Origin of the sequence: Stenotrophomonas indicatrix (genome assembly GCF_050573115.1) — a bacterium.
GTDB lineage: Bacteria > Pseudomonadota > Gammaproteobacteria > Xanthomonadales > Xanthomonadaceae > Stenotrophomonas > Stenotrophomonas lactitubi_A.
In genome coordinates this window covers 158,666-183,610 of the sequence record NZ_JBNYZT010000006.1, presented here as the reverse complement: position 1 = coordinate 183,610, position 24,945 = coordinate 158,666, and the positions used below count along the sequence as shown (strand labels likewise).

General features: G+C 66.5%; 21 protein-coding genes and 1 tRNA gene. 11 read left to right on the top strand and 11 right to left on the bottom strand.

Going from position 1 to position 24,945, the window contains the following annotated elements:
* Positions 1 to 46: 46 nt before the first annotated feature.
* The 5 genes from ACQ5SA_RS15295 to dtd all read right to left on the bottom strand — a co-directional run bounded on the left by ACQ5SA_RS15295 (position 47) and on the right by dtd (position 5,030).
* Entirely contained in the window at positions 47 to 736 is a 690-nt protein-coding gene (locus tag ACQ5SA_RS15295) for a hypothetical protein (RefSeq protein ID WP_312401039.1), read from the bottom strand.
* Positions 737 to 858: 122 nt separating this feature from the next.
* Positions 859 to 2,073 (bottom strand): tyrosine-type recombinase/integrase, encoded by a 1,215-nt coding sequence (locus tag ACQ5SA_RS15290; RefSeq protein ID WP_312401038.1) that lies wholly within the window; start codon positions 2,071 to 2,073, stop codon positions 859 to 861.
* A 177-nt stretch (positions 2,074 to 2,250) separates the two neighbouring features.
* A tRNA-Ile gene (locus tag ACQ5SA_RS15285) sits at positions 2,251 to 2,326 on the bottom strand.
* Between the two features lie 322 nt (positions 2,327 to 2,648).
* Positions 2,649 to 4,499 (bottom strand): RNA polymerase sigma factor RpoD, encoded by a 1,851-nt coding sequence (gene rpoD, locus ACQ5SA_RS15280; protein WP_108267021.1) that lies wholly within the window; start codon positions 4,497 to 4,499, stop codon positions 2,649 to 2,651.
* A gap of 90 nt (positions 4,500 to 4,589) precedes the next feature.
* Complete coding sequence (gene dtd, locus ACQ5SA_RS15275) at positions 4,590 to 5,030, bottom strand: D-aminoacyl-tRNA deacylase (RefSeq protein ID WP_089237155.1); 441 nt, start codon at positions 5,028 to 5,030, stop codon at positions 4,590 to 4,592.
* 60 nt (positions 5,031 to 5,090) lie between these two features.
* Between dtd and ACQ5SA_RS15270 the strand changes: the two genes are divergently transcribed.
* The 4 genes from ACQ5SA_RS15270 (at position 5,091) to ACQ5SA_RS15255 (ending at position 9,347) form a co-directional block, all read left to right on the top strand.
* Positions 5,091 to 6,011, top strand: coding sequence for a lauroyl acyltransferase (locus tag ACQ5SA_RS15270; protein WP_108267017.1), 921 nt, complete (start codon positions 5,091 to 5,093; stop codon positions 6,009 to 6,011).
* A 75-nt stretch (positions 6,012 to 6,086) separates the two neighbouring features.
* The gene (gene ribA, locus ACQ5SA_RS15265) at positions 6,087 to 7,220 is read left to right on the top strand and encodes a GTP cyclohydrolase II RibA (RefSeq protein ID WP_499314778.1); all 1,134 of its coding nucleotides are present in this window, start codon (positions 6,087 to 6,089) and stop codon (positions 7,218 to 7,220) included.
* 112 nt (positions 7,221 to 7,332) lie between these two features.
* On the top strand, positions 7,333 to 7,809 hold the full coding sequence (locus tag ACQ5SA_RS15260; protein WP_353098742.1) for a PH domain-containing protein: 477 nt from the start codon (positions 7,333 to 7,335) through the stop codon (positions 7,807 to 7,809).
* Positions 7,806 to 9,347 (top strand): PH domain-containing protein, encoded by a 1,542-nt coding sequence (locus ACQ5SA_RS15255; protein WP_499314776.1) that lies wholly within the window; start codon positions 7,806 to 7,808, stop codon positions 9,345 to 9,347. Before ACQ5SA_RS15260 ends, ACQ5SA_RS15255 begins: the two co-directional genes overlap by 4 nt.
* Before the next feature lie 138 nt (positions 9,348 to 9,485).
* Here ACQ5SA_RS15255 and ACQ5SA_RS15250 read toward each other — a convergent pair whose 3' ends face one another.
* Positions 9,486 to 10,544: a CDP-glycerol glycerophosphotransferase family protein gene (locus ACQ5SA_RS15250; protein ID WP_499314775.1), complete on the bottom strand. Its 1,059-nt coding sequence runs from the start codon at positions 10,542 to 10,544 to the stop codon at positions 9,486 to 9,488.
* On the opposite strand from ACQ5SA_RS15250, the gene ACQ5SA_RS15245 reads away from it, so the two are divergent.
* Positions 10,543 to 11,349: a glycosyltransferase family 2 protein gene (locus ACQ5SA_RS15245; protein WP_499314773.1), complete on the top strand. Its 807-nt coding sequence runs from the start codon at positions 10,543 to 10,545 to the stop codon at positions 11,347 to 11,349. The two genes, ACQ5SA_RS15250 and ACQ5SA_RS15245, sit on opposite strands and share 2 nt — an antisense overlap.
* Before the next feature lie 21 nt (positions 11,350 to 11,370).
* Here ACQ5SA_RS15245 and ACQ5SA_RS15240 read toward each other — a convergent pair whose 3' ends face one another.
* The 5 genes from ACQ5SA_RS15240 to def form a co-directional block, all read right to left on the bottom strand.
* Positions 11,371 to 12,546 carry an O-antigen ligase family protein gene (locus tag ACQ5SA_RS15240; protein WP_353098779.1) on the bottom strand — a complete coding sequence of 392 codons (1,176 nt, stop codon included), beginning with the start codon at positions 12,544 to 12,546 and terminating at the stop codon, positions 11,371 to 11,373.
* A 233-nt stretch (positions 12,547 to 12,779) separates the two neighbouring features.
* Positions 12,780 to 14,492, bottom strand: coding sequence for an ArnT family glycosyltransferase (locus ACQ5SA_RS15235; protein ID WP_353098777.1), 1,713 nt, complete (start codon positions 14,490 to 14,492; stop codon positions 12,780 to 12,782).
* Positions 14,493 to 14,514: 22 nt separating this feature from the next.
* Positions 14,515 to 15,846, bottom strand: coding sequence for a 16S rRNA (cytosine(967)-C(5))-methyltransferase RsmB (gene rsmB / locus ACQ5SA_RS15230; RefSeq protein ID WP_353098776.1), 1,332 nt, complete (start codon positions 15,844 to 15,846; stop codon positions 14,515 to 14,517).
* A 3-nt stretch (positions 15,847 to 15,849) separates the two neighbouring features.
* The gene (gene fmt / locus ACQ5SA_RS15225; RefSeq protein WP_229979347.1) at positions 15,850 to 16,773 is read right to left on the bottom strand and encodes a methionyl-tRNA formyltransferase; all 924 of its coding nucleotides are present in this window, start codon (positions 16,771 to 16,773) and stop codon (positions 15,850 to 15,852) included.
* Positions 16,774 to 16,894: 121 nt separating this feature from the next.
* Positions 16,895 to 17,407, bottom strand: coding sequence for a peptide deformylase (gene def / locus ACQ5SA_RS15220; protein ID WP_154881125.1), 513 nt, complete (start codon positions 17,405 to 17,407; stop codon positions 16,895 to 16,897).
* A gap of 128 nt (positions 17,408 to 17,535) precedes the next feature.
* Between def and ACQ5SA_RS15215 the strand changes: the two genes are divergently transcribed.
* From ACQ5SA_RS15215 to ACQ5SA_RS15190, 6 genes are all read left to right on the top strand, one after another.
* Positions 17,536 to 18,663, top strand: coding sequence for a LysM peptidoglycan-binding domain-containing protein (locus ACQ5SA_RS15215; RefSeq protein WP_353098774.1), 1,128 nt, complete (start codon positions 17,536 to 17,538; stop codon positions 18,661 to 18,663).
* A 132-nt stretch (positions 18,664 to 18,795) separates the two neighbouring features.
* The gene (dprA, locus tag ACQ5SA_RS15210; protein ID WP_353098773.1) at positions 18,796 to 19,923 is read left to right on the top strand and encodes a DNA-processing protein DprA; all 1,128 of its coding nucleotides are present in this window, start codon (positions 18,796 to 18,798) and stop codon (positions 19,921 to 19,923) included.
* A 43-nt stretch (positions 19,924 to 19,966) separates the two neighbouring features.
* The gene (locus tag ACQ5SA_RS15205) at positions 19,967 to 20,440 is read left to right on the top strand and encodes a DUF494 family protein (RefSeq protein ID WP_025879062.1); all 474 of its coding nucleotides are present in this window, start codon (positions 19,967 to 19,969) and stop codon (positions 20,438 to 20,440) included.
* Positions 20,441 to 20,480: 40 nt separating this feature from the next.
* Positions 20,481 to 21,221 carry a GYF domain-containing protein gene (locus tag ACQ5SA_RS15200; RefSeq protein WP_353098772.1) on the top strand — a complete coding sequence of 247 codons (741 nt, stop codon included), beginning with the start codon at positions 20,481 to 20,483 and terminating at the stop codon, positions 21,219 to 21,221.
* A gap of 48 nt (positions 21,222 to 21,269) precedes the next feature.
* Positions 21,270 to 22,199, top strand: coding sequence for an RDD family protein (locus tag ACQ5SA_RS15195; RefSeq protein WP_499314769.1), 930 nt, complete (start codon positions 21,270 to 21,272; stop codon positions 22,197 to 22,199).
* A gap of 222 nt (positions 22,200 to 22,421) precedes the next feature.
* Positions 22,422 to 24,920 (top strand): DNA topoisomerase I, encoded by a 2,499-nt coding sequence (locus ACQ5SA_RS15190; RefSeq protein ID WP_100553742.1) that lies wholly within the window; start codon positions 22,422 to 22,424, stop codon positions 24,918 to 24,920.
* The last annotated feature ends 25 nt before the right edge of the window (positions 24,921 to 24,945 follow it).

Genomic DNA, 24,945 nt, shown 5'->3' with positions numbered 1-24,945 from the left:
CTCCCTATGTGATCTCCAGCCCGGCGTTTCCCAAGCTCACCGCATCCTACCTAGCGCCCTTCAAGTGGGCGATAGTCTCGTTTACCAGCTCGCGGGCCGCGCGCCTAGCCTGGACCATTGATCGAAGTTCAGGGCCACCAGCAGGTGGATTGCGTAGTAAGTCTTCCGCAAGCCTCTCGAGACTCTGCCTTGCCTTCTCCCGCGCCTGCTTGGCGGCCCCTTTTTCCCGCTTAACAGCCTCCTGCTGCGCGCGTTTGAAGCGCCTATCTGCGGCCGCATCGCGCCGTCGCTGCCGCTCTAGGCCTGCTCTCAGCGCGACTTGAGGAAAGCCAAGAGGAAGCATCTCGTCAGTAGCGTCGTGAGCGCTCGCATACCAGTGAACGCCCCGCCTGAAATTGTACGAGGCCTCCTCGAAAAGGTGGCAGCCCGCACCAGACTCCATCAGGCATCCCACGGGCTGCCAACCGATTTCCCGTGCACGGGAGAGAATCTGATCAGCGCCCATTATTTCGGTCACAACTGCGCCTGTGCTGTCGTAGTAGCACAGACAGAACCTGTCTCGGCGGTGCGCTGCCAACCAGTCCATGCAGACCAGTTGATGGGAGATGAGCAAGCGGGGAGCAATCCCCATCGCCAAGAGTTCGTCAATCGGATCGGGGGCCTGAATGGCCAGCCCACCACCGCTGGGATCTTTACGCTCGCTCTCGAAGACAGCACTTATACTCTGGTTATCCATGGTCGACTCTCCAGTAGTCGGTTGTGGTAGGCCGAGCTAGGGGTTGCCGCCCCTTCCTCGGCCGCTTTGTTTATGCGGCCTTGCTTCTTCGTCGGCCCTCCTTAAAGGCCTTTCTCTTGTGCTTAGGCGCGCTTGGCCTTGAGGACCAGCACGTTCGGTTCCGCGACGCGCAACTGGTCGAGATAGTCAGACCAGGCTTGCATCATCTTCCGGCGCTCCGGCAGGTGGGTTGCTCGGTTGTAGGCGCGCCCAAGTGGATCTTTCACGGCATGCGCCAACTGATGTTCGATATAGTCCGGGCGATAGCCAAGCACTTCATCCAGCACCGTTCTTGCCATCGCTCGGAAGCCATGGCCGACCATCGTGTCCGAGTCGAAACCAAGGTTACGCAACGCTGCATTGAGCGTGTTCTCGCTCATTGGCTTCAGGGCACTACGGACACCGGGGAAGACGAACTCGCTACGCTTGGTGTAGGGGTACAGGTCCCGAAGCACTTCCACAGCTTGGCTCGAGAGCGGGACGATGTGCGGCGTCTTCGTCTTGCTGGTCACGTAGCGCCACTCTGCAGCATCCAGGTCGATGTCGGCCCACTTTGCCTGCCTCAGCTCCCCAGGGCGAACAAACAGCATTGGGGCCAGCTTTAGCGCGGCCTGAGTGACCAATGCACCCTGGTAGCCCCAAAGCGCGCGAAGGAGGCCACCAATGACGGCGGGGTCAGTCACGCTAGCGAAGTGCTTGGTCTGAGGCTGCTCCAGCGCTCCTGTGAGGTCCTGAGCGGGATTTCGGTCAGCACGGCCCGTAGCGATGGCATAGCGGAAGATGCGGCCGGCGTGGGCCCTCGCCCGATGGGCAGTCTCGACTACGCCTCGCTGTTCCAGCTTCCTAAGCGCAGCCAGCAGAACCGGAGCAGTGATGTCCCGAACAGGCAGATCCGCCAGCCCAGCCAGATCCTTCTCGATCAGCCGACGCTCGCGCACAACGGATCCAGGGGAAAGGCCCTCCTTTGTTCGCTTGGCGAGCAACTCCAAGCCGATGGCGCCGAAGGTATTTGCGGCGCGCTCTCCTTGCACTGCCTTCTCGACCCTTGCTACCTGAGCGGGATTGGCTCCACCGCGCAGCAGCGAACGCAGACGGTCGCGCTCGACGCGGGCGGCCTGCAGGGACATAGACGGGTACTCGTCGAGGGTGACGATGCTGGCCCTACCGGCGTACCTATAGCGGTACCGCCAAGCCTTCGACCCCGTTGGACGCACCTCAATACATAGCCCATTCGAGTCGGCGATCCGGTAGGCCGCCGCCTTGGGCTTCAGTGTGCGAACTTTAGTGTCGGTGAGCATGTGAGTCATCCGCCAGTGAGTCAGGGTCAGGAATTACCTACCCTCGACTCACAGCCTGACTCACTTTTTTTGCGGATGCAAGTGGATGCCAACGGATGCAGATGGACGGTCAAGCGCAGTAAAACCCCTGTACCGCCTGCACTCTTGGACATCCCTGGACTTCGCTGGACATCAATGTGGTGGGCCCACCAGGATTCGAACCTGGAACCAAGGGATTATGAGTCCCCTGCTCTAACCGTTGAGCTATAGGCCCTGCGAAGCGTCACAGTGTAGTGGAGCACGACCGGAATCGGCTACTCAGTTGGCAGCAGCGGGCGCCACACCAACACGCTGCAGCGGCCTTTCCGCAGCACCAGCAACGCTACATTCCTTGCAGATGCGCCAGCTCTCATTGCGCCGTCCCTACCCAGCTGCGCAGGGCAGCAGACGCGCCGCCGGATGCGCCAATGCCGACAGCAGCCGAGCATGGGCTCGGCTCTACAGAAAGCAGCTGCATCCATCCGCATCGCCCCGCCCCAAAAAGAAAAACCCCGCCGAAGCGGGGTTTCTCTCAACACATCAGCACTCGCTGGAGATCAATCGATATCCAGGAAGCTGCGCAGCTGCTCCGAACGGCTCGGGTGACGCAGCTTGCGCAGGGCCTTCGCTTCGATCTGGCGGATGCGCTCGCGGGTCACGTCGAACTGCTTGCCGACTTCCTCGAGGGTGTGGTCGGTGTTCATGTCGATGCCGAAGCGCATGCGCAGCACCTTGGCTTCCCTCGGGGTGAGGCCGGCCAGCACGTCGCGCACGGTTTCAGACAGATTGATGTTGGTGGTGTTCTCGATCGGGGACTCCACGTTGGTGTCCTCGATGAAGTCGCCCAGATGGGAATCCTCGTCGTCGCCGATCGGGGTTTCCATCGAGATCGGCTCCTTGGCGATCTTCATCACCTTGCGGATCTTGTCTTCCGGCATGTCCATTTCCTTGGCCAGCTCCTCCGGCGTAGCCTCGCGGCCGTACTGCTGGAGCATCTGGCGGGAAATGCGGTTCAACTTGTTGATCGTTTCGATCATGTGCACCGGAATACGGATGGTGCGCGCCTGGTCGGCGATCGAACGGGTGATGGCCTGGCGGATCCACCAGGTCGCATACGTGGAGAACTTGTAGCCGCGACGGTATTCGAACTTGTCCACGGCCTTCATCAGGCCGATGTTGCCTTCCTGGATCAGGTCGAGGAACTGCAGGCCGCGGTTGGTGTACTTCTTGGCAATCGAGATCACCAGGCGCAGGTTGGCCTCGACCATTTCCTTCTTGGCCTTGCGCGCCTTGGCTTCACCATAGGCCATGGCACGGCTGAGTTCCTTCAGCTCGTCCAGGTCCAGCAGGGTGACCTTCTCGATGTCGATGGTGGCCTGCTGCTCGGACACGATCTGGTCCTTCACTTCACGCAGCGCCGAAGACCACTTCTGCTTGCGCTTCAGTGCGTCTTCCACCCATTCCAGGTTGGTCTGGTTGCCTTCCCAGGAACGAATGAAGTCCTTGCGCGGCATGCGGGCAGTGACGGTGGCCAGGTTCAGCACGCGGCGCTCGTGGGCCTTGACGCTGCCCATGGTGTCGCGCAGCTGCTTGGTCAGCACGTCGGTCAGCGGCAGCGGCAGCTTCAGGGTGACGAACACCGCCGACATCTCCTCGCGGAGCTTCAGCAGGCCCTTCTTGTCGCCCTTGGCAACGGCCTTCTTGAAGGCGTTGAGGGCATCGCTCAGCGCCTGCATGCGCGCGGCGACTTCCTCCGGATCCGGACCGGTCGGCGCGGCTTCTTCATCGGCGCCGTCGACATCGTCCTCTTCCTCGTCGGCGTCGTCATCGCTGTCATCCGAGTCGTCGGCCACGGCAGCAGCCGGGGCCGGCACTTCGTCGGACAGGTCATTGAAGCCGACGATCACTTCGGCAAGGCGCTTGCGGCCTTCCTTGTGCGCTTCGTAATCGGTCAGCAGCGATTCGACCGACACCGGGAACTGGCCGAGTGCGGCCTGGACCTGGGACAAGCCTTCTTCGATGCGCTTTGCAATGGCGATTTCGCCTTCGCGGGTCAGCAGCTCGACGGTACCCATTTCGCGCATGTACATGCGCACCGGGTCGGTGGTACGGCCACCTTCGGTGTCGAGCGCGCTCAGCGCGGCGGCAGCTTCTTCGGCTGCGGTGTCGTCGACCTCACGGTTGCCCGTGTTGCCGTCGTTGAGAAGCAGGGTTTCCACATCCGGAGCAACTTCATGGACATCAATGCCCATGCCGTTGATCATGCCGATGATGTCTTCGATCTGTTCCGGGTCGACCATGTCGTCCGGCAGATGGTCATTGACTTCGGCATAGGTCAGGTAGCCCTGTTCCAGGCCCTTGCTGATCAGTTGCTTGATTTCGGATTGGGCAGGACGTTCGTTGGCCATGTAGTGCTCGCGCCACCGGCTAGGGGGAAATAGGGAACGTAGCATTATACCAGCCCGGGGCCCGGCCTGCCGGGCGGTGGTCCCGGTGGCCTAGGGCCTGAGGAGGAAGGTCACGGGACCGTCATTGACCAGGCTGACGACCATATGGGCACCAAAGCGGCCCGTTTCCACCCCTGGCGCATGATTTTCGCGACAGATCCCGACAAATCGATTGAACCCGCGTTCAGCCTCCTCTGGCGGTGCCGCGCTGGTGAAGCTCGGCCGCATGCCGGAACGAGTGTCCGCGGCCAGGGTGAACTGACTGACCAGCAGCAGGCCGCCGCCGGTATCACGCAGCGAGCGGTTCATTTTGCCGGCCTCATCTGCAAACACACGGTAGCCGAGCACGCGTTCGGCCATCCGCTGCAGCTGGGCCTCGGTATCGCCCGGCTCCATGCCGACCAGGGCCAGCAGGCCGGGGCCGATCTGCCCTACCGCCTCACCTTCCACATGCACGGCGGCTTGGCTGACACGTTGAATCAGGACGAGCATCGGCGGGCTTCCAGGCAAGGGCCGGCCACGATAGCAGCGCCCTTGGCTAAACTGGGGGAGATGAATCCACACCGCAAAGCCCGGCTGGTCTACCGCGCCACCACCCTGTTCGCCCGCCTGCCTTGGCCACTGCTGCGCGGGTTCGCGCACGCCCTGGCCTGGACGTGGGTGCGCCTCGATGCCCGCGAAAGCCGCGTCACCCGCCGCAACCTGGAGCTGGCCTACCCCGAGCTGGACGCACCGGCACGCGAACGCCTGCAGCGCGAGCTGCTGCGCTCCACCGCCCTGCAGGCCATCGAGACCCTGCGCCTGTGGAGCCGGAAGCCCGAAGACAACCTGCGCCTGCACCTGAAGGAGCGCCACGGCCAGGCGCTGTACGACGCGGCGCTGGCCAGCGGCAAGGGCGTGATCGTGGCGGCCCCGCACTACGGCAACTGGGAGCTGCTGAACCAGTGGCTGGCCTCACGCGGCCAGATCGCCATCGTCTACAAGCCGCCGGAGGACGAGGCCAGCGATGCCTTCCTGCAGATCGTGCGCGGCGGCCACAACGTGCAGCAGGTGCGTGCCGAGGGCCCGGCCGTGCGCCAGTTGTTCAAGGTGCTCAAGGACGGCGGCGCCACCGGCATCCTGCCCGACCAGCAGCCCAAGGCCGGCGACGGCGTGTTCGTGCCGTTCTTCGGCGTGCAGGCACTGACCATGACCCTGGTCAACCGGCTGGCCGAGCGCACCGGCGCGACGGTGCTGTATGGCTGGTGCGAGCGCATCGGCCCGGACATGGAGTTCGCCCTGCACATCGAGCCGACCGACCCGGCCGTGGCCGACCCGGACCCGCAGGTCGCCGCCACCGCGCTCAACGCAGGCATCGAACGCATCGCCCGCCGCGACCCGGCGCAGTACCAGTGGACCTACAAGCGCTATACGCTGCGGCCACCGGGCAGTGGCGAGGAAGACCCGTACGCGACCGACGAGCATCCGCACTGAAAGCCGCTCCACCCGGCCTGCGACACACCGCCGCAGCACGTTGAATACGACGCTGGCGCCCCCATAGAGACACCGATGTCCGCCTCCCCCGGTCCTGCCATGTCTGCTTCCTCCCTGTTCGGTGATCCGGCAGCGATCCGCTGCGAGCGCGCGGTCGCCGAACTGCGTGCCGGTCGTCCGGTCCTGCTCCACGATGGCCAGGGCCAGCGCCTGGCGGTGATCGCGCTGGACAGCGCCACCGCCAGCAGCTTTGCCGCCTTCGCCAGCGCCGCGCGCGAGCGCCACTACCTGTATCTAACCGCCACCCGTGCCCGCGTGCTCGGCGTGGAAGCACCCGAGGGCGCGCGCCTGCCGTTGGCCGGTGTAGCGTTCGATGCACTGCCCTCGCTGGGCTACCTGCGCGAACCCGGACCGATGCCTTCGGCCTGGAGTGCAGGCGATGCGTTCGATGCCGGCGCGGTGGAACTGGCCCGGTTGGGCCTGCTGCTGCCAGCGATGGTGGCCGTGCGCCTTGAGGCAACTGACAGCACCTTCGATGGCGCCGCCGACGTCGGCCTGTGCGATCTGGCCGAAGGCGCTGCGCATGCCGCACATGATTACGAACTGGTGGCGCGTTCTCCGGTGCCGCTGCGCGATGTCGGCATGACCACGTTCGCGGTGTTCCGCGGCGGCGTCGCCCAGCGCGACCAGGTGGCGATCATCGTCGGCGAACCAGACCTTTCCGCCGTGGTGCCGGTACGCGTGCATTCGTCCTGCCTCACCGGCGATCTGTTCGGTTCACTGAAGTGCGACTGCGGCGACCAGCTGCGCCGTGGCCTGCGCAAATTGAAGGAACTGGGTGGCGGCGTGCTGCTGTATCTGGACCAGGAAGGCCGCGGTACCGGCATCGCCGCGAAGATGCGCGCCTACGGCTACCAGCATGACGGGCTGGATACCATCGACGCCGATGCGCAGCTGGGCTTCGGTGCTGACGAGCGCCGCTATGGCAGCGCGGTGGCGATGCTGCGCGGCCTGGGCGTCTCCCGTGTTGCCCTGCTCAGCAACAACCCGACCAAGGCGCAGCGCCTGCGCAATGCCGGCATCGAAGTGCTGGACTGCATTCCGGTCACCGGCGAGATCACCGCCGAGAACGAGCACTACCTGCGCACCAAGGCCGACCGCGCCGGCCACCTGCTGGATGTCGACGCGCTGATCCAGGCCGCCCAGTAACGCGGGCGACCTGCTAACGTCTGCGCGGTGCGGTCATCACCGCGCCTGCCCGCCCTGCTGCCCGACGGACGCCCGCGTGACCGAACTTCCTTTGCCTGTTGCTGCCGCCGAAATGCCCCTCGACCACTGGCACCCCCTGCCGCGGCGCGCTGCCCGGTTGGCGGCACTGGAGGGCGCCTTCGGCGGTCTGTTCATCCCCGGCGCACCGCTGGCGGCCGTCTGGTGGTTCTTCGATCTTCCCGGTGGCCTGTGGGCTGCATCGCTAGGCTTGTTGGTCGGCCTCGCCTTCGGTGGCTGGATCGGCCATCGCCGCCTGACCCGCACCCGCTGGCGGCTGGATGCACAGGGCCTGGGCCTGCGCCGCGACCTGATGTGGCAGCTGGAGACCCGCATTCCCATTTCACGCGTGCAGCACCTGGACCTGCGTCGCGGGCCGCTGGAGCGGCGTGCTGGCCTGGCCACGCTGATCGTGCACACCGCCGGCACCCGCCTGAGTGCGGTCACCGTCAACGGGCTGGACGAAGCCGATGCCGAGCGCCTGCGTGACACCCTGGCCCATCAGCTGGACCAGGACGCCGACGCCCTGTGAGCCAGCCCCCGCCCCTGCCACCGTCGCTGCCCAACGGTGGCGAAGAGCATCGCCTGCACCCGTGGTCGTGGCTGTTCGTGCTGCTGATGCAGTTGCGCCACTATCTCCTGCCGCTGGTCGCGTTGCTGGTGTTCGGCCAACGCGGCGACCGCGATCCGATGTGGGCACAGCTGATTCCGCTGACCGCCATCGCCGCGCTGGTGCTGGTCTCGGTGCTGCAGTACCTCAGTTACCGCTATCGCATCGGCAGCGATGCGATCACCGTGCGCAGCGGCCTGCTGGCGCGCAACCGGCGCGAGATTCCCTTTGCCCGCATCCACAACGTGGAAGTGCGGCAGAACCCGCTGCATCGATTGTTCGGGGTTGCAGAGCTGCGTCTGGAATCGGCCGGTGGCGTGCGTCCGGAAGCGGAGATGCGCGTGCTGCGGCTGGATCAGGCGTTGGCCCTGGAACAGCTGGTGCGCCAGCGTGGGCAAGCGCCCCAGCCAACGCTAGGCGACGCACCGGCTGCCAGTGTCGTGCCCTCCGACGACGAACAGGTACTGCTGCGCCTGTCGAGCTGGGACGTGCTGCGCATGGGCCTGCTGTCCAACCGCGGCTGGGCGCTGGCGATCGCCGCCTTCGGTGTTCTGTTCCAGACCGTACCGCGCCCGGTGATGGACGATGCCATCCAGCGCGGCGGGCGCGAGGCCTTCGGCTACGCCAGCCATCTGCACACCGGGGTAACCGCTGGCCTGGTGCTGCTGGCCGCGGCATTGCTGCTGGGCTGGCTGCTGCTGCGGGTGTTGTCGGTGGTGTTGACGCTGCTGCGTTACCACGGCTTCACCCTCAGCGAGCGCGAACGGCGCCTGACCGTCTCCACCGGTCTGCTCAGCCGTACCCGCAGCAGCGTCGCGCGCCGCCGCATCCAGGCATGGACGCTGGGCGAGAGCACTCTGCAGCGCTGGTTCGGGTTGCGCCAGCTGCGTATCGACAGCGCCGCCGGTGGTCCCTCGCGCGACGACGACCGCGCGCTGCGCGAACTGGCTCCGCTGGCTGGCGCGGGCACCTGCGACGACCTGGTGCGCCATCTGCTGCCACAGCTGCAATGGCCACCACAGCAGTGGCAGCCGATACCGCAACGCGGTTGGTGGCGATTGTCGTTGTCCACCTTGCTGATGGTGCCGTTGCTGACCGCCGCTCTTTACTGGCGCTGGGGCCTGCCGGCCTTGGCACTGCTGGCCTGGCTGCCGGTCAGCCTGTTGATCGCGCACCGTCAGATGGCGCGTATGGGCTGGCACCTGGATGGCCAGTTCGTGGCGGTGCGCGGCGGCTGGTGGAAGCGCTGGTGGCGCTGGGCCGAGCTGGACAAGGTGCAGGGCCTGCGCCTGCAGCGTTCGCCGCTGGACAAGCTGCTGGGTACGGCCAGCCTGCAACTGGATACCGCAGGTGCGCATGGCGACGTGGCGCTGGCGCTGCGCCATCTGCCGCAAGCACGCGCGCATGCGTTGATGGAAGAACTTGCGACGGCGCTGGCGCGGCGCAAGCTGCGCTGGTAAGCGGCCGAGTGTTGAACCGCCCCATCCACGCATGGCGTGGATCTACTGGTGCACGCGCGGCTCTACGATAGTGCCGGCCGCTGGCCGGCAATCGCAGGCATCCCGGTGGGTGCCGGCCAGCGGCCGGCACTACCTGCGTCAACGCTGCGACGGCCCCCAGTAGCCCAGATCCTTGCGGATCTGCAGGTCACGTACCCAGCTGCCAAACGGCTTGCGACGCAACGCCCCCATCTCGCCGGACAGGAAATCCTCGGTCGCGGCGATCACCCGCTCGCTGGACAGGCCATCGCGGTAGGGGTGGATGGCGTCGGCGTAGCGCACGATCTCCGCCTGCAACGCCGCATCCGGATGCAGCGCGCGCGCCAGCATGGCCGGCAGCTGCTGCGGATCGTCGAAATCGATCATGTGCGGCTTCGGCACGCGGTTGCGGAAGGTCACCACCGGGTTGTGCTGGACGATGAACTCGGAAACGATCGATGACGTGTCCGACACCAGCACATCGGCGGCACGCTGGGCGGCCATCACCTGCTCGGGTTCGATGAACCGCGCATTGGCGCCGGCCAGCGCGCGGTAGCGTTCGAACAGTTCCGGCGGGCACTTGGGGTGCAGGGTCAGCAGCCAGTAGTGCTGCCCGGCGGCGATGTCGGCCGCGATCTGCGCATGCAGGTGCGGGGCCGCACTCAAGCGCTCGGTGAAGGTTGAGCCGAACAGGATCACCGGGCGACCGCCGGCCGCACTGCGCAGCGCGGCACTGTCGCCGCCATCATCGCGGAACAGCGGGTCCAGCTTCGGCCAGCCGGTTTCCGCCACGGCGAAATGACCCTGCAGTGCCGCGATCTCGCGGAACGGCGCGGTGGTGGCAGGGCCCTGCGTGCAGTAAAGGTCGAACATGCCGCGCACCCGGAAGTGGCCACGCGCGCTGTCGCGCTTTTCCACGTTGAAGCCATGGAACAGCTGCACCTTGGCCCCCGACAGGAAGGTCGGCACCCAGTTGGCCGCGCTGAACACCGCCCGCGGACGCATCGCCAGGGCCTGCTTCAGGCCGATGTTGGGCACGCCGGGCAGCTGGCTGCCGGCCGCACCATCTTCGAACCAGGCCGCCACTTCCTGGCCGGAAGCGTGCAAGGCCTGCACCAACGGGGCGAGAATAGGCAGCGCATAGCGCTCCGTCGCAAACAACAGGTACCCGGCCATCATGTCCTCCACGACCGCTCCCATCGAACGGCCTCGCATCTCGGCCTGCATTATCGCGTTCAACGAGGCCGGGCGCATCGGCGACTGCCTGGCCTCGCTGGCCTTCTGCGATGAGATCGTGGTGGTGGACTCCCTGTCCACCGACGCCACGGTGGCCATCGCCGAGGCTGCCGGCGCCCGCGTGCTGCAGCGCCCGTTCGATGGCTTCCGCAGCCAGAAGGCGTTCTGCGTCGAGCAGGCCCGCCACGAATGGGTACTGTGCCTGGACGCCGACGAGCGCATCAGCCCGGAACTGCGTACGGCCATCGAGCAGGCCCGCGACGGCGGTTTTGCAGGCCATGCGGGTTACCGCTTCGCGCGCCTGTCAGAGTATTTCGGCAGATTCCTGCGCCACGGCAATGCCTATCCGGACCGGGTGCTGCGCCTGTTCGACCGCCGCCACGGCGGCTGGCGCGGCAAGCGCGAGATCCATGAGGCGGCCAGCATCGATGGCACCGTCGGCACCCTGCGCGGGGACCTCATCCACTTCCCCTACCGCTCGCTGCAGCAGCAACTGGCCAAGACCGAGAAGTACGCGCGGATGATGGCCGAGCACGAGTTCGCGCGCGGCAAGCGGGCCACCCTCGGCAAGCTGGTGCTGGCGCCGGCCTGGCGGTTCTGGCGCGGCTTCCTGTTCCGGGGCGGCTTCCGCGACGGCTGGCATGGCCTGGTGTATGCCTATGTGCGCGCAAACTACGTGCGGCAGAAGACCATCATGCTGTGGATGCTGGGCAACGGTCAGGCCGTGTCCGACCCGCCCAACCCCTGAGCGGGGAGCCGGGGCTGGATGCTACCGGGCGATCTTTGCCCGGTGCCGCGCACCTTCCACGATCGACAGGCCGGTCAGCAGGCCGACGATGGTGACGTAGAAACTGGCGGTCATCTGGTGCGCGAACATCGACTGGGTCAGCCCGCACAGGATGTAGGACACCACCACCATCACACCCGCAGCGGCAGGGCCACGGAAGGTGATGTGCCCGCTGCGCCTGTGCAGGCGCACGAACACCCACAGCGGTACGCCGTACACAGCCAGCAGCAGCAGCAGGCCGGGCACGCCCTGGGTAGCGGCCCACTCGGCGACATCGTTGTGGGCATGGCCAAGGTGGCAGCGATTCTCCTGCGGATCTTCGCGGCAGATCGGTACCCGCTGCATGGCATTGTCGAAGTGGCCTACCCCCACCCCGATCAGCGGGTGATCGAGGAAGGTGTCCCACGCCACCTGCAGGCGCTCGATCCGGGCCCCCGCCGATGAATCGCTGTCGCCCTGTTCCATGCGCTGCACGTCACTGTGCAGTTCCGTCAGACGCACCTGATGGCGCAGTTCGGGTACAGACAGCATCAGGGTCGCGGCGATGGCCAGCATGCCGGCAAGCACCGACAGGCGCGCCACGCCGGTGCGCCAGCGCAGGCTGAGTGCAAGCACCACCAGCAACGCCAGCAGCGCTGCGAACACGCCCCGGCTGCCGGTGAGGACGATTGTTCCGCAACCGGCGGCCGTGCCGACGATCACCAGCGACCAGCGTCGCGAAGGCCTGCAGAAGACCAGCAGCACCATCAGCATCACTACGATGTCGGCGAGCACGATTGCGTTGGTGGACAGTTCCGCGCGCGGCGCGCCTCCCAGTACCTGCAACAGCGCCAGCGCGAAGGTACCCAGCAGGCCGGCGAACGCGCCACGCCATAACCAGCGCATGTCCGGGCGCAACGCGCAGACCCATAACGCGATCCACGGGATCACCAGGAATCGCGAACGGTTGTCGACATTGCGCAGGCCGTGCTCGAACACCACCATCGAGAGCACGCCCAAAGCCAGCACAGCCAGCGTCAGCCAGGTCAACACCCTGATCGGCTGGGCATCCATGTGCCGCGCGCGCCACAGCAGTTCAGGCACCATCAGCGTGGTGACCAGCAACACCAGGCCATACGGCAGCAGGTTGATCGGAATGGTCAGCACCAGCGCCGGCATGCAGAACAGGCCGATCTGCGCCAACCAGTGCGCAGCGCGCGGTCGACCACCAACGGGTACGCCCAGCGGATCGCCGACCGTGGATTCCAGGTTGTGCTGTGAAACTGCCACGTCGAAAAGTTTCGCTGCGATCCTGCGGAATGAAAGGGATCGCCGGCACGGCCGACCCCACACTGACGTTTTACTGCCTTTGTCGCCGCTTGGGCAGTCTGGACAAGCACAGGCCGGAGTGGTTACTCCTCACGCTGCAACCGCCGCTCGCGTTCGCGCTCACCGGCGCTGGCCACACATCGGCCCTGTACCGCTGCGGCCGGTACCAGCCACCAACGGCGGCGGTTGGCGATACCGGCCAGTTCGGCCCGGTTGCGGTCGATGCAGGGCAGCAACGCGTCTTCGTGGACCAGCAACCAGCGCCGTTGCGGCGCCAACTGCTGCCATTCCACGGCCGTGGCCAGCTGTGCATCCCAAGGCTCGTTGAAGCCGAAGGTTGCTGCGGGCCGGTCGGCCATCAACAGATTCTGCTCTTTCCAGGCCACCAGTCCCAGCTCGGCATCGGCGCCGATGCGCTGGCCGGTATGCCGCATCAGGCCGCGGGCAGAACTTGAATCATTCAGCAGCGGATAGCCGATCAGGCTGTACAGCACCCAGACAGCCGTCAGGGTCGAGACCAGTGCCAGCTGGCGACGGCCGCGCCCGAACAACAGCAGGCTGGCCATACCCCAGCCGCCCATCGCCATCGCCGCCCAGGCCAGGGCGTTCATCTCGCCATTGCCGATGCCGCGCGTCTGCATGAGCCGCGTTTCGAAGCCGGGCTTGCCCAGCAGGGCCGCCAGCCCGGCGCCCAAGGTGCCCAGCGACAGCAGCAGGGTGAACGCGCCCAGCAGCCATTGTGCGTCGCGCCGGCGCAGCAGCCCCGGCAGCAACGGCGCCAGCGCCAGGCAGAACATCGGCAGCGCCGGCAGGATGTAGACGTCGCGCTTGCCATTGGGAATCGAGAAGAACAGCACGATCAGCGCCCACCAGCCCAGCAGCAACAGATAGCGCGCATCCCGACGCTGCAGCCGGCGCCGCCAGGCGGGGATCGCCCATGGCAACGCCAGGAAGGCGGGAATCCACATCGACGGCATGGTGCCCAGGAAGTACCACCAGGGCTGGTGGTGGTCCCATGATTGCGCATAGCGCTTGGCGGTCTGCCGGAACAGGATGTCGTCCATGTAGGCCAGGTACTCGCCGGAGCGGGTCGCCAGCGCGGTCATCACCATCGGCACCAGCCACAGCGCGATGGCCAGCACAAACGCCAACGGCGCCAGCCAGAAGCGCAGGTCGCGTGCATGCAGCCGCACCCGCGGCCAGTGCAGCGCCGAACCGATCACCGCTGGCACGATCATCAGCAACGCGATCACGCCCACGCCCTTGGTGATCACCCCGATGCCGGCAAAGAACCAGCCCAGCCACCACCAGCGCCACGCGGGCCCCAGCAGCAGGTGGCGCAGCAGACCGTAATTGGCCAGGGTGATGAACAACACCACCAGCGGGTCGATCTGCGCCTTCTTCGCCTGGAAGGTGAACTGCAGGGCGAACAGCAGCGCCCAGCCCGCGTACAGGCCAACCTGCCGCGTCCACAGACGCCGGCCCAGATCGACCACGCACCACAGCGTGCCGAGTGCAGCGATCAGCGAGGGCAACAGGAACGCCACACGCCAGTTGCCGACCACGCTGTACAGCGTCGCCTGCCACCACATCAGCATCGGCGGCTTGTCCGAGTACAGCTCCAGCCCACGGTGCGGGAACAGCCAGTCGCCGCTGTCCACCATCTGCTTGGCAACCAGGGCGAAGCGCGGTTCGTCCGAGGGCCAGGGATCGCGTAGTCCCAGGCCGGCACCCAACACCAGCAGGGCCATCACAACGAACAGCCACGTCTGGCGTGACGCACGGGTTTTCAGCATGGGGGCTCGGACAGCGGTTGGGTCAGCCCTTTTTTAGCAGACGCGCGTAGAAAAATCCGTCAGCATCGTTTTCACCGGGCAGGCGCTGGCGCGCGATACCGTCACAGTCCAGACCAAATGCGTCACCCAGCGCGACCGCTTCCGCATCCGCGTGCCACTTCAGGAAGCCCTTTACCTGATCGACGTTTTCCGCGCGCAGGATCGAGCAGGTGGCATACAGCAGCACACCGCCGGGGCGCAGCATCGACCAGCAGGCCTCCAGCAACCGGGCCTGGATGCCGACCAGCGCATCGATGTCTTCCGCACGGCGATGGAACATCACGTCCGGCTGCCGACGGATGACGCCGGTGGCCGAGCACGGTGCATCCAGCAGGATCGCGTCGAACGGAACGCCGTCCCACCATGCCCCCGGATCGCTGGCATCGGCCACCAGGACCTCGGCGCCTTCGCCGACACCGGTACGGGCGAACGTATCCTTGGCGCGCGCCAGGCGACGGGCGTCGATATCCAGCGCCAGCAATCGCAGGCTGGGGTCGCGCTCAAGCAGGTGCGCGGCCTTGCCACCCGGGGCGGCACACGCATCGAGCACGCGGCTGCCGGCCGGCGGCGCCAGCGCGTCGGCGGCACATTGCGCCGACAGATCCTGCACCGACAGCAGGCCTTCGCCGAAGCCGGGCAACTGGTTCACCGGAACCGGCACGGCCAGTCGCAGCGCATCGGCGCTCAGCGGGCTGGCTTCGGCGGCAATGCCGGCCTCGGCCAGGGCCGCCATCATCTTGTCGCGCCCGCCCTGCTGACGGTTGGCACGCAGCCACAACGGCGCCGGCTGCAGGCTGGCAGCGAAGATCGCCTCGGCCTGTGCCGGCCAGTCGCGCTCGACAGCCTCGGCCAGCCACACCGGAAATGCGTCGCGTGCCGGTTGTTCGGGGAAACCCTCGCGCTGGGCACGGCGCAGGATCGCGTTGACCAGGCCCGCCTGGCGTTCACGGCCAAGTGCGCGCGCGGCATCGACCGTGGCCGACAGCGCCGCATGGGCGGGCAGTTCCAGCACATCCAGCTGGGCGAAGCCCACCATCAGCAGCGTGCGCAGGTCGGCATCGCGTGCAGACAGCGGCTTCTGCATCCATCCCTGCAGGGCGGCGTCATAGGTGCTGCGACGGCGCAGCACCGCAAAGCACAGCGCTTCAAGCAGCGCACGGTCGCGGGTGTCGGCCAGTTTGGGCAGCGCCCAGGCCAGCTCCGCCTTGAGCGAACGACCGCGGGTGAACACCTGCGCCAGCACGCGCGCCGCCAGCATGCGGGTGGCCGCGCCCGGTGCCGCCTTGGCGATGGAAAAATCGTTTGCCTTGCTCACCCGTCAAACCCCCACGCGCAGGTCACGGCGGGCATTGAGGTAGTCGGCGGCGGTGATCGCCTTGCCGCCTTCCCGCTGCAACACGCGCAGGCGCAACGCGCCCTGCCCGCAGGCGATGTCGATGCCCTCGCGGCCGGCGGCCAGCACCGTACCCGGCGCTTGGCCATGGGCCACATCCAGCGCCACGGCGCCATGGATGCGTACGCGCTCACCGGCCAGCAGTGCCTCGGCGATCGGCCACGGATTGAACGCACGCACCGTACGCGCCAGCGCTTCGGCGTCCTGCGCCCAGTCCAGCTTTGCCTCGGCCTTGTCCAGCTTGTGCGCGTAGGTCACACCCTGCTCCGGCTGCGGCCGCGCGATCGGCTTGATGCCGGCACGCAGCAGGCCCAGCCCATCGGACAGCACCTGCGCGCCGAGCTCGGCCAGCTTGTCGTGCAGTTGGCCACCGGTGTCGGTGGCGGCGATGGCCAGCTCCTGGTGCAGCAGCACCGGGCCCGTATCCAGGCCAGCTTCCATCTGCATCAGGCAGATGCCGGTCTTCTCGTCACCGGCCTGGATGGCACGCTGGATCGGTGCGGCGCCGCGCCAGCGTGGCAGCAGCGAACCATGCACGTTCCAGCAACCGTGGGTCGGGATGGTCAGCACCGCCTTGGGCAGGATCAGGCCATAGGCCACCACCACCATCAGGTCCGGCTGCAGGTCACGCAGCTGCTGCTGGGCCGCCTCGTCCTTCAGCGTTTCCGGCTGGTACACGGGGATGCCGCGGGCGACCGCTTCCAGCTTGACCGGCGAAGGCGCCAGCCCGCGGCCGCGACCGGCCGGGCGATCAGGCTGCGTATAGACAGCCACCACCTCGTGATGACGCGCGGCCGCGCGAAGCGACGACACCGCGAATTCCGGCGTACCGGCAAAGACAATCCTCATGGCAACCCCACTTGCAGGATGAAATCGTGCAGGAAAAAAAACGGCGCCGTCGGCCGGCGCCATGCAGCCCGCGCGTCACGCGCGGGCGCGGGCCACCCCGAAGGGTGGCCCACAACAGCCATCACGCCACGTGCTTGCGCTGTTTGGCCAGCTTCTTGCGGACCATCTCGCGCTTCAGCGGCGACAGGTAGTCGATGAACAGCTTGCCGTCCAGGTGATCCATCTCGTGCTGCACGCAGACCGCCAGCAGGCCGTCGGTGCTCAACTCCTGCGGCTGCCCCTGGCGGTCCAGGAACTTGACGGTGATGGTGTCGGCACGGGTCACGTCAGCGAAGATGCCGGGCACCGACAGGCAACCTTCCTGGTACACCTGGCCCCCGTCCTTGGCGACGATTTCCGGGTTGATGAAGACGCGCGGCTCGTTCTTTTCTTCGCTTACGTCGATGACCATGAAGCGCTGGTGCACGTCCACCTGGCTGGCGGCCAGGCCGATGCCGGGGGCGTCGTACATGGTCTCGAACATGTTGTCGAGCAGCTCCTGGAACGCCGGCGTGGTCACTTCGGCGGCATCGATCAACGCAGCCTTGGTACGCAGGCGCGGATCGGGGAACTCAAGGATGGGGAGTAAAGCCATGGCAGTTTCCGGGGTTGGGGCCGGGTTACGCCGGCATACGTCGCAGATTCTAGCTCCAACGCTTGCCTTGCGCCCCGGTTTCTGGACTATAGTGCGCGAACCTGTTGGGGAATCAGGGCTTCACACCTATGTTGCTTCGTTTTCGTACGGTCGTCGCCGCGGCGATGCTGACCGTGGCTGCCTATGCTACCGCCGTGGAAGTGAATGGCGGGCACCCGGACACCTATGTGGTCCGCAAAGGGGACACCCTGTGGGATATCGCAGGACGTTTCCTGCAGAAACCATGGCTGTGGCCGGAGATCTGGCAGGCCAATCCGCAGGTCGCCAATCCACACCTGATCTATCCCGGTGACGTCCTCAGCCTGGCCTACCTGGACCGTGTAACGGCCCAGCCCGGTCCGCGCCAGGAAGCCCCGGTGACCGGCGTGCCGCTGGCCCAGGTCGAGCCGTTCCTGAAGCAGCTCAGCGTGGTCGACAGCATCGAACAGCTGCCGTATGTGGTCGGCCTGGAAGACAACCGCCTGCGCGCCACCGGTGGGCAGACCGCCTATGTGCGCCTGGCCGACGCCCAGACCGGGCAGCGCTGGGCCGTGGTCCGCCCGACCGTGCGCTACGCCCAGCCCAAGCCCACCGAGGACCTGACCGCCAATGGCGATGTCACCCCGGGCAGCGGCAATCTTTGGAGAGCCTTCAGCGCGCCCAACCACCGCCGCGGCATTCTGGGTTACGAGCTGGCACAGGTCGGCACCGGCACCATCACCAAGGTGGCGGGCGGCAAGACCGAAGCGTCGACCCTGGCCCTGGACAACGCCAGCGGCGGCCGTGAAGTGCGTGCCGGCGACCGTCTGGTGCCGGTCGAGGCCACGCCGTACGACCTGCAGTTCTTCCCGCATGTGCCTGCAGCCGGCGTGGAAGGCATGGATGTGCGCGTACTGGCGGTCACCGACATGTTCAGCACCGGCGGTCCGCGCGATGTGATCGCGATTTCCGCTGGCCGCGCCCAGGGCGTGGACAACGGCACCGTGTTCTCGCTGTGGCGCCATGGCAGCCACGTGGCGCACCGGATGAAGTTCCCGGGGTCCTCGCGGATGGACGACTCGGTCAGCACGGGTGCCGGCCGGGTCAGCCTGCCGGATGAGTACGCCGCACATGCCATGGTCTTCCGCACCTTCGACAACGTCAGCTACGCGCTGGTGATGCAGGGCGTGAAGCCGGTACGTGTGGGCTACAGCGCGCTGCATCCGGACGCGAAATGATCCAGCGCCGGGCTCTGCCCGGGCTCGGCAGGGAGCGCCGGCCACATCGGCGGGCAACCTCCGGGATACCCTGACAGCAATACGCGAAGGCGCCCTAGGGCGCCTTCGTCGTGTGGGGCCGATAGTCGGGGGATGACTGAGAATGGACATGAAGCGCTGCTGCGCCTGTTGATCGCAGGGGGCTCCCTGGCACCCCGGCGCGCGCTGCTGCAGACCACCGGCAATGCGGAGGCCGCGTTGGCGCTGGGCATTGCAGGCTGGCGGGCCCACGGCTGCACGCCGGAACAATGCGCCGCGCTGGAGCGTCCCGACACCCGTGCCCTCGCGCTTGCGCAGCGCTGGCTGCAGCAGCCGGATCATCACCTGCTGGCCTGCAACGATCCTGCCTTTCCGCCCGTCCTGCTCGATGTACCCAATCCGCCCCTGGCGCTGTTCGCTGCGGGGGATCCGGCCATCGCCTGGCGCCCTGCGGTGGCCCTGGTCGGCAGTCGTTCACCCACCCCGGTCGGGCGTGCCCTCGCCGCCCGGTTTGCCACCTGTTTCGTCGAGGCCGGGCTGGCCGTCACCAGTGGGTTGGCGGCGGGCATCGATGCCGCCGCCCACCAGGCGGCGCTGGACGCAGGCGGTTGCACCGTCGCGGTGATCGGCACCGGCCCGGACCGTGCCTATCCCACCAGCCACGCCCGCCTGCAGGCCAGAATCGCGGCCGAAGGTGTGGTAGTCAGCGAATACCTGCCAGGCACGCCCGCACGGCCGGGCCACTTCCCCGCACGCAACCGGCTGGTGGCCGGGCTGGCCCTGGCCACGGTGGTGGTCGAGGCCGCGCAACGCTCGGGCGCCCTGATCACCGCCCGGCTGGCGGCCGAAGCGGGCCGCGAGGTCTGTGCGATACCCGGCTCGGTGCTCAATCCGCGCGCCGCCGGCTGCCACCGGCTCATCCGTGAAGGGGTTGCCCTGGTCGAACGCCCCGAGGAAGTGCTGGAACTGCTGGCCCCGGCGTTGCGCCACCAGCTTCCGGGCTTGCAAACCCGGCTTGCCACCCCCACTGAACAGGCAGCGCCGGCGGACCTGCCGGCATGCTGGGCGAACGACGCTGACTACCAGAGCTTGTGGCGGGCACTGGAGTACGACCCCATCAGTATGGATTCACTGATCACGCAGTGTGGATTGACGGCGTCGGAGGTGTCCTCCATGCTGCTGGCCATGGAACTTGCGGGGATCGTGGTGTGCGTACACGGCCGCTACTGTCGACGTCCCTAGTTTCTTCACCTCCACAGCGTCGCGCGACGCAGGCCGAGGGGCAATGAAAGAGAGCATCCTGGATGTACTGTTGTACCTGTTTGAACACTATTTCAGCGAAGATGCGGACCTGATCCGTGACCGCGACTCACTGCAGAATGGCCTGATCCAGGCCGGTTTCAGCCCCACTGAGATCAACAAGGCATTCGAATGGCTCGATGCCCTGGCAGCGCAGCGCCCAAGCGCGGCCCAGGCACGGGTCGATGGCCCGGTGCGCATCTATCACGGCCCGGAGCTGGACAAGCTTGATGTGGAATGCCGTGGTTTCCTGCTGTACCTGGAACAGCACGGCATCCTTGATGCCGGCCAGCGCGAGCTGGTGCTGGACCGGGCAATGGCCCTGGACCAGGACGAACTGGACCTGGACGACCTGAAGTGGGTGGTGCTGATGGTGCTGTTCAACCAGCCCGGCGCCGAGGCGGCCTACGCCTGGATGGAAACGCAGATGTTCGTGGACGAGCCAGAACCCCTGCACTGACCGTACACTTGGGGGCCGTGCGCATTCAGGAGCGTCCCCCGTGAGTGAGTGGTTCCATGCCGAAGGCAACCGCCAGCAAGGCCCGTTGCCCTCGGAACAGTTGATCGAGCTGTTCCGTAGCAACCAGATCACCCTGGACACCCTGGTCTGGCGCGACGGCCTGCCGCAATGGCAGCCGTTGCGCAATGTGGTCGACGAACTGGGCCTGATCGTGCCCGCTGTTGATGCCGCCGCCACTGTCGCTGTGGCGCCGCCACCTCCTGCCGCTCCTCTGCCGCCGACCCTGCCGCCTGCCTCGCCCTACGCGACCACGCCGATGGACGCTGCACCGGCCGCGAAGAAGGGCCTGTCCGGCTGCGCGTTGACCGCCATCATCGGCGGCGTTGCCCTGCTCGTGGTGGTGCCGATCCTGGCCATCCTCGCAGCTATCGCCCTGCCGGCCTACAACGACTACACCATCAAGGCCAAGGTCGCCGGCGCGATCACGGCGCTGCAGCCGCTGAAGGACAAGGTCCAGCATTTCGCCGATGACCAGGACCGTTGCCCGGGCGCCAACGACGCCGGCTTCCCGGCGGCGGACGAATTCGCAGGCCAGGGCCTGTCGGCCGTGCATATCGGCCGCTTCAACAATGGTCACTGCGGCATCGAAGCAACGCTGGCGGTTCCGGGCAAGAGCCAGGATGGCGACCTGCTGTGGCTCGAGTACGACCGTGACAGCGGACGCTGGGAATGCAGCGGCGAAAGCGACGACAAGTATCTGCCCACGCAATGCCACGGCTGAGCCGCGCATCGGGCAACCCACCAAGGACGACCCAACAGGGGACATGCAATGACTGAGTGGTACTACGCCGAAGGACAGCAACGCCAGGGCCCGTTGGAGGTCACCGAGATCCGCCAGCGTTTCCAGCGCGGCCAGTTGACCCTGGACACCCTGGTCTGGCGCGAAGGCATGGGACAGTGGGCACCGCTGCGGCAGATGGTGGACGAACTGGGGCTGCAGACCCTGGCCGATGCCAGCACCTCCACCGCCACTGGTGGCTTCGACCTGCGCAACGACTACGCCGCGATCGACAACGGCACCGCGCCCCTGCCCGGCACCGGCGCCCTCAGCAACTCGCCGTACAACGCGCCCGGCACAGCCGGCGGCGACTATTCGCAGCTGGTGCAGGGCGGCGAAGTGGTCTATGCCGGCTTCTGGAAGCGCTTCGCCGCTTACCTGATCGACTATTTCGTTCTGCTGATTCCCAGCGGCGTGGTCGGTGGCATCCTCGGCTTGGTGCTCGGCACCGGCATGGGGGCGGCCGGCAGCGGCGAAACAGCGGTGGAAGTGGTCAGCCAGCTGATCAGCGGTCTGGCTGGTCTGTTCATCGCTGCCGCCTACTACGGCTGGTTCCATGCCTCCCGTGGCGGCGCCACCCTCGGCAAGATGGCCATCGGCATCAAGGTCGTGCGCGGCAACGGTGATCGCCTGACCCTGGGTCGCAGCATCGGCCGCTACTTCGCCACCATCCTCAGTGGCCTGACCCTCTGCATCGGCTACCTGATGGCCGCCTTCACCGAGCGCAAGCAGGGTCTGCATGACCTCATCTGCGACACGGTGGTGGTCGACCGCTGGGCCTACACCGACCAGCCGCAGCTGCAGCGCCGCGAGCTGGGCACGGTGACCATCGTGATCCTGGTGCTGGGCGGCCTGCTGATGCTGGCCGGTTTCGCCGCAATCATCATCGCCGTCGGCGTCATCGCCAACATGGCGTCCTGATCGCGGATCGAGGGCCAATGCGCCGTCGCAGACGGCCATCCTCACGCCTCCCTGCTTGACAATGGCAGGCCGGGCGTGATTCCTCTAATAAGGTGAAACCTGAACGCCCGGCACAGTCCCGGGCGTTCAGTTTATTGATTTGCCCGTGGCCGCTTCACTAATGCGGCCGTTTGCTCCACCCTAGCGGCCCTTCCCCGCGGCTTACCCACAGACCCTGCTGCCATGCCCAAGCACCTGCTCATCGTTGAATCGCCGGCCAAAGCCAAGACGATCAACAAATACCTCGGCAAGGACTACACGGTCCTGGCCTCGTATGGGCACGTGCGTGACCTGATCCCGAAGGAAGGCGCGGTTGACCCGGACAACGGGTTCGCCATGCATTACGACGTGATCGAGAAGAACGAAAAGCATGTCGATGCAATCGCGAAGGCCGCAAAGGGCGCCGACGACATCCTGCTGGCGACCGATCCGGATCGCGAGGGTGAAGCGATCAGCTGGCATATCGCCGAGATCCTGAAAGAGCGCGGGCTGGTCGGGGACAAGCCGATGCAGCGCGTGGTGTTCACCGAGATCACGCCGCGCGCGATCAAGGAAGCCATCAGCCAGCCGCGCGAGATCGCCAGCGACCTGGTCGATGCCCAGCAGGCACGCCGCGCGCTGGACTACCTGGTGGGCTTCAACCTCTCCCCGGTGCTGTGGCGCAAGGTGCAGCGCGGCCTGTCCGCTGGCCGCGTGCAGAGCCCGGCGCTACGCATGATCGTCGAGCGCGAGGAAGAGATCGAAGCCTTCATCGCCCGCGAGTACTGGTCGATCGCCGCCGAGTGCGCGCATCCCTCACAGCACTTCAACGCCAAGCTGATCAAGCTGGACGGGCAGAAGTTCGAGCAGTTCACCGTCACCGACGGCGACACCGCCGAGGCCGCCCGCCTGCGCATCCAGCAGGCAGCACAGGGCGCCCTGCATGTCACCGACGTGGCCAGCAAGGAGCGCAAGCGTCGCCCCGCGCCGCCGTTCACCACCTCCACGCTGCAGCAGGAAGCCTCGCGCAAGCTCGGCTTCACCACCCGCAAGACCATGCAGGTCGCGCAGAAGCTGTACGAAGGCATGGACATCGGCGGCGAAGAAGGCACGGTCGGCCTGATCTCGTACATGCGTACCGACTCGGTGAACCTGTCGCAGGACGCGCTGGCCGAGATCCGCGACGTGATCGCCCGTGATTACGGCATCGCCTCGCTGCCCGACCAGCCCAATACCTACCAGACCAAGTCCAAGAACGCCCAGGAAGCGCACGAAGCGGTGCGTCCGACCTCGGCACTGCGTACCCCGGCCCAGGTCGCGCGGTTCCTGACCGACGACGAGCGCAAGCTGTACGAGCTGATCTGGAAGCGTGCAGTGGCCTGCCAGATGATTCCGGCCACGCTCAACACCGTCAGCGTGGATCTGTCGGCCGGCAGCGAACACGTGTTCCGCGCCAGCGGCACCACCGTGGTCGTGCCCGGCTTCCTGGCCGTGTACGAGGAAGGCAAGGACAGCAAGAGCGCCGAGGATGACGACGAAGGCCGCAAGCTGCCGGCGATGAAGCCGGGCGACCGCGTGCCGCTGGAACGCATCGTGGCCGACCAGCATTTCACCCAGCCGCCGCCGCGCTTCACCGAAGCGGCGCTGGTGAAGGCGCTGGAAGAGTACGGCATCGGCCGTCCTTCGACTTACGCCTCGATCATCCAGACCCTCCTGTTCCGCAAGTACGTGGAAATGGAAGGCCGCAGCTTCCGCCCGTCCGATGTCGGCCGTGCGGTGTCCAAGTTCCTGTCCAGCCACTTCACCCAGTACGTCGACTACGACTTCACCGCCAAGCTGGAAGACGAGCTCGATGCCGTCTCGCGTGGCGAGGAAGAGTGGATTCCGCTGATGTCGCGCTTCTGGGGCCCGTTCAAGGAACTGGTCGAAGACAAGAAGGAATCGGTCGACCGTGCCGAGGCCAGTGGCGCGCGCGAGCTCGGCACCGACCCCAAGACCGGCAAGCCGGTCAGCGTGCGTCTGGGCCGGTTCGGGCCTTACGCAGCCATCGGCAGCACGGCCGAGGATGCCGAGGACAAGCCCAAGTTCGCTTCGCTGCGGCCGGGCCAGTCGATGCACACCATTTCCCTGGAAGACGCGCTGGAGCTGTTCCTGATGCCGCGCGCGCTGGGTGAGGACAAGGGCGAGGACGTCAGCGTCGGCATCGGCCGCTTCGGCCCGTTCGCCAAGCGCGGCAGCACCTACGCCTCGCTGAAGAAGGAAGACGACCCGTACACCATCGACCTGGCCCGCGCCGTGTTCCTGATCGAAGAGAAGGAAGAAATCGCGCGCAACCGGATCATCAAGGAGTTCGAGGGCAGCGACATCCAGGTGCTGAACGGTCGTTTCGGCCCGTACATCAGCGACGGCAAGATGAACGGCAAGATTCCCAAGGATCGTGAGCCGGCATCGCTGACCCTGGCCGAAGTGCAGCAGTTGATGGAAGAAACCGGCAAGCCGGTGCGCAAGGGCTTCGGCGCCAAGAAGGCTGCCGCGAAGAAGGCCCCGGCCAAGAAAGCCGCAGTGAAGAAGGAAGCCGCGCCGAAGAAGGCCGCTGCCAAGAAGGCGCCGGCAAAGAAGGCAGCTGCGAAGAAGGCACCGGCGAAGAAGGCCGTGGCCAAGAAGGCACCGGCAAAGAAGGCGGTCAAGAAGGCTGCCAAGTAGATCCACGCCATGCGTGGATGAGGGC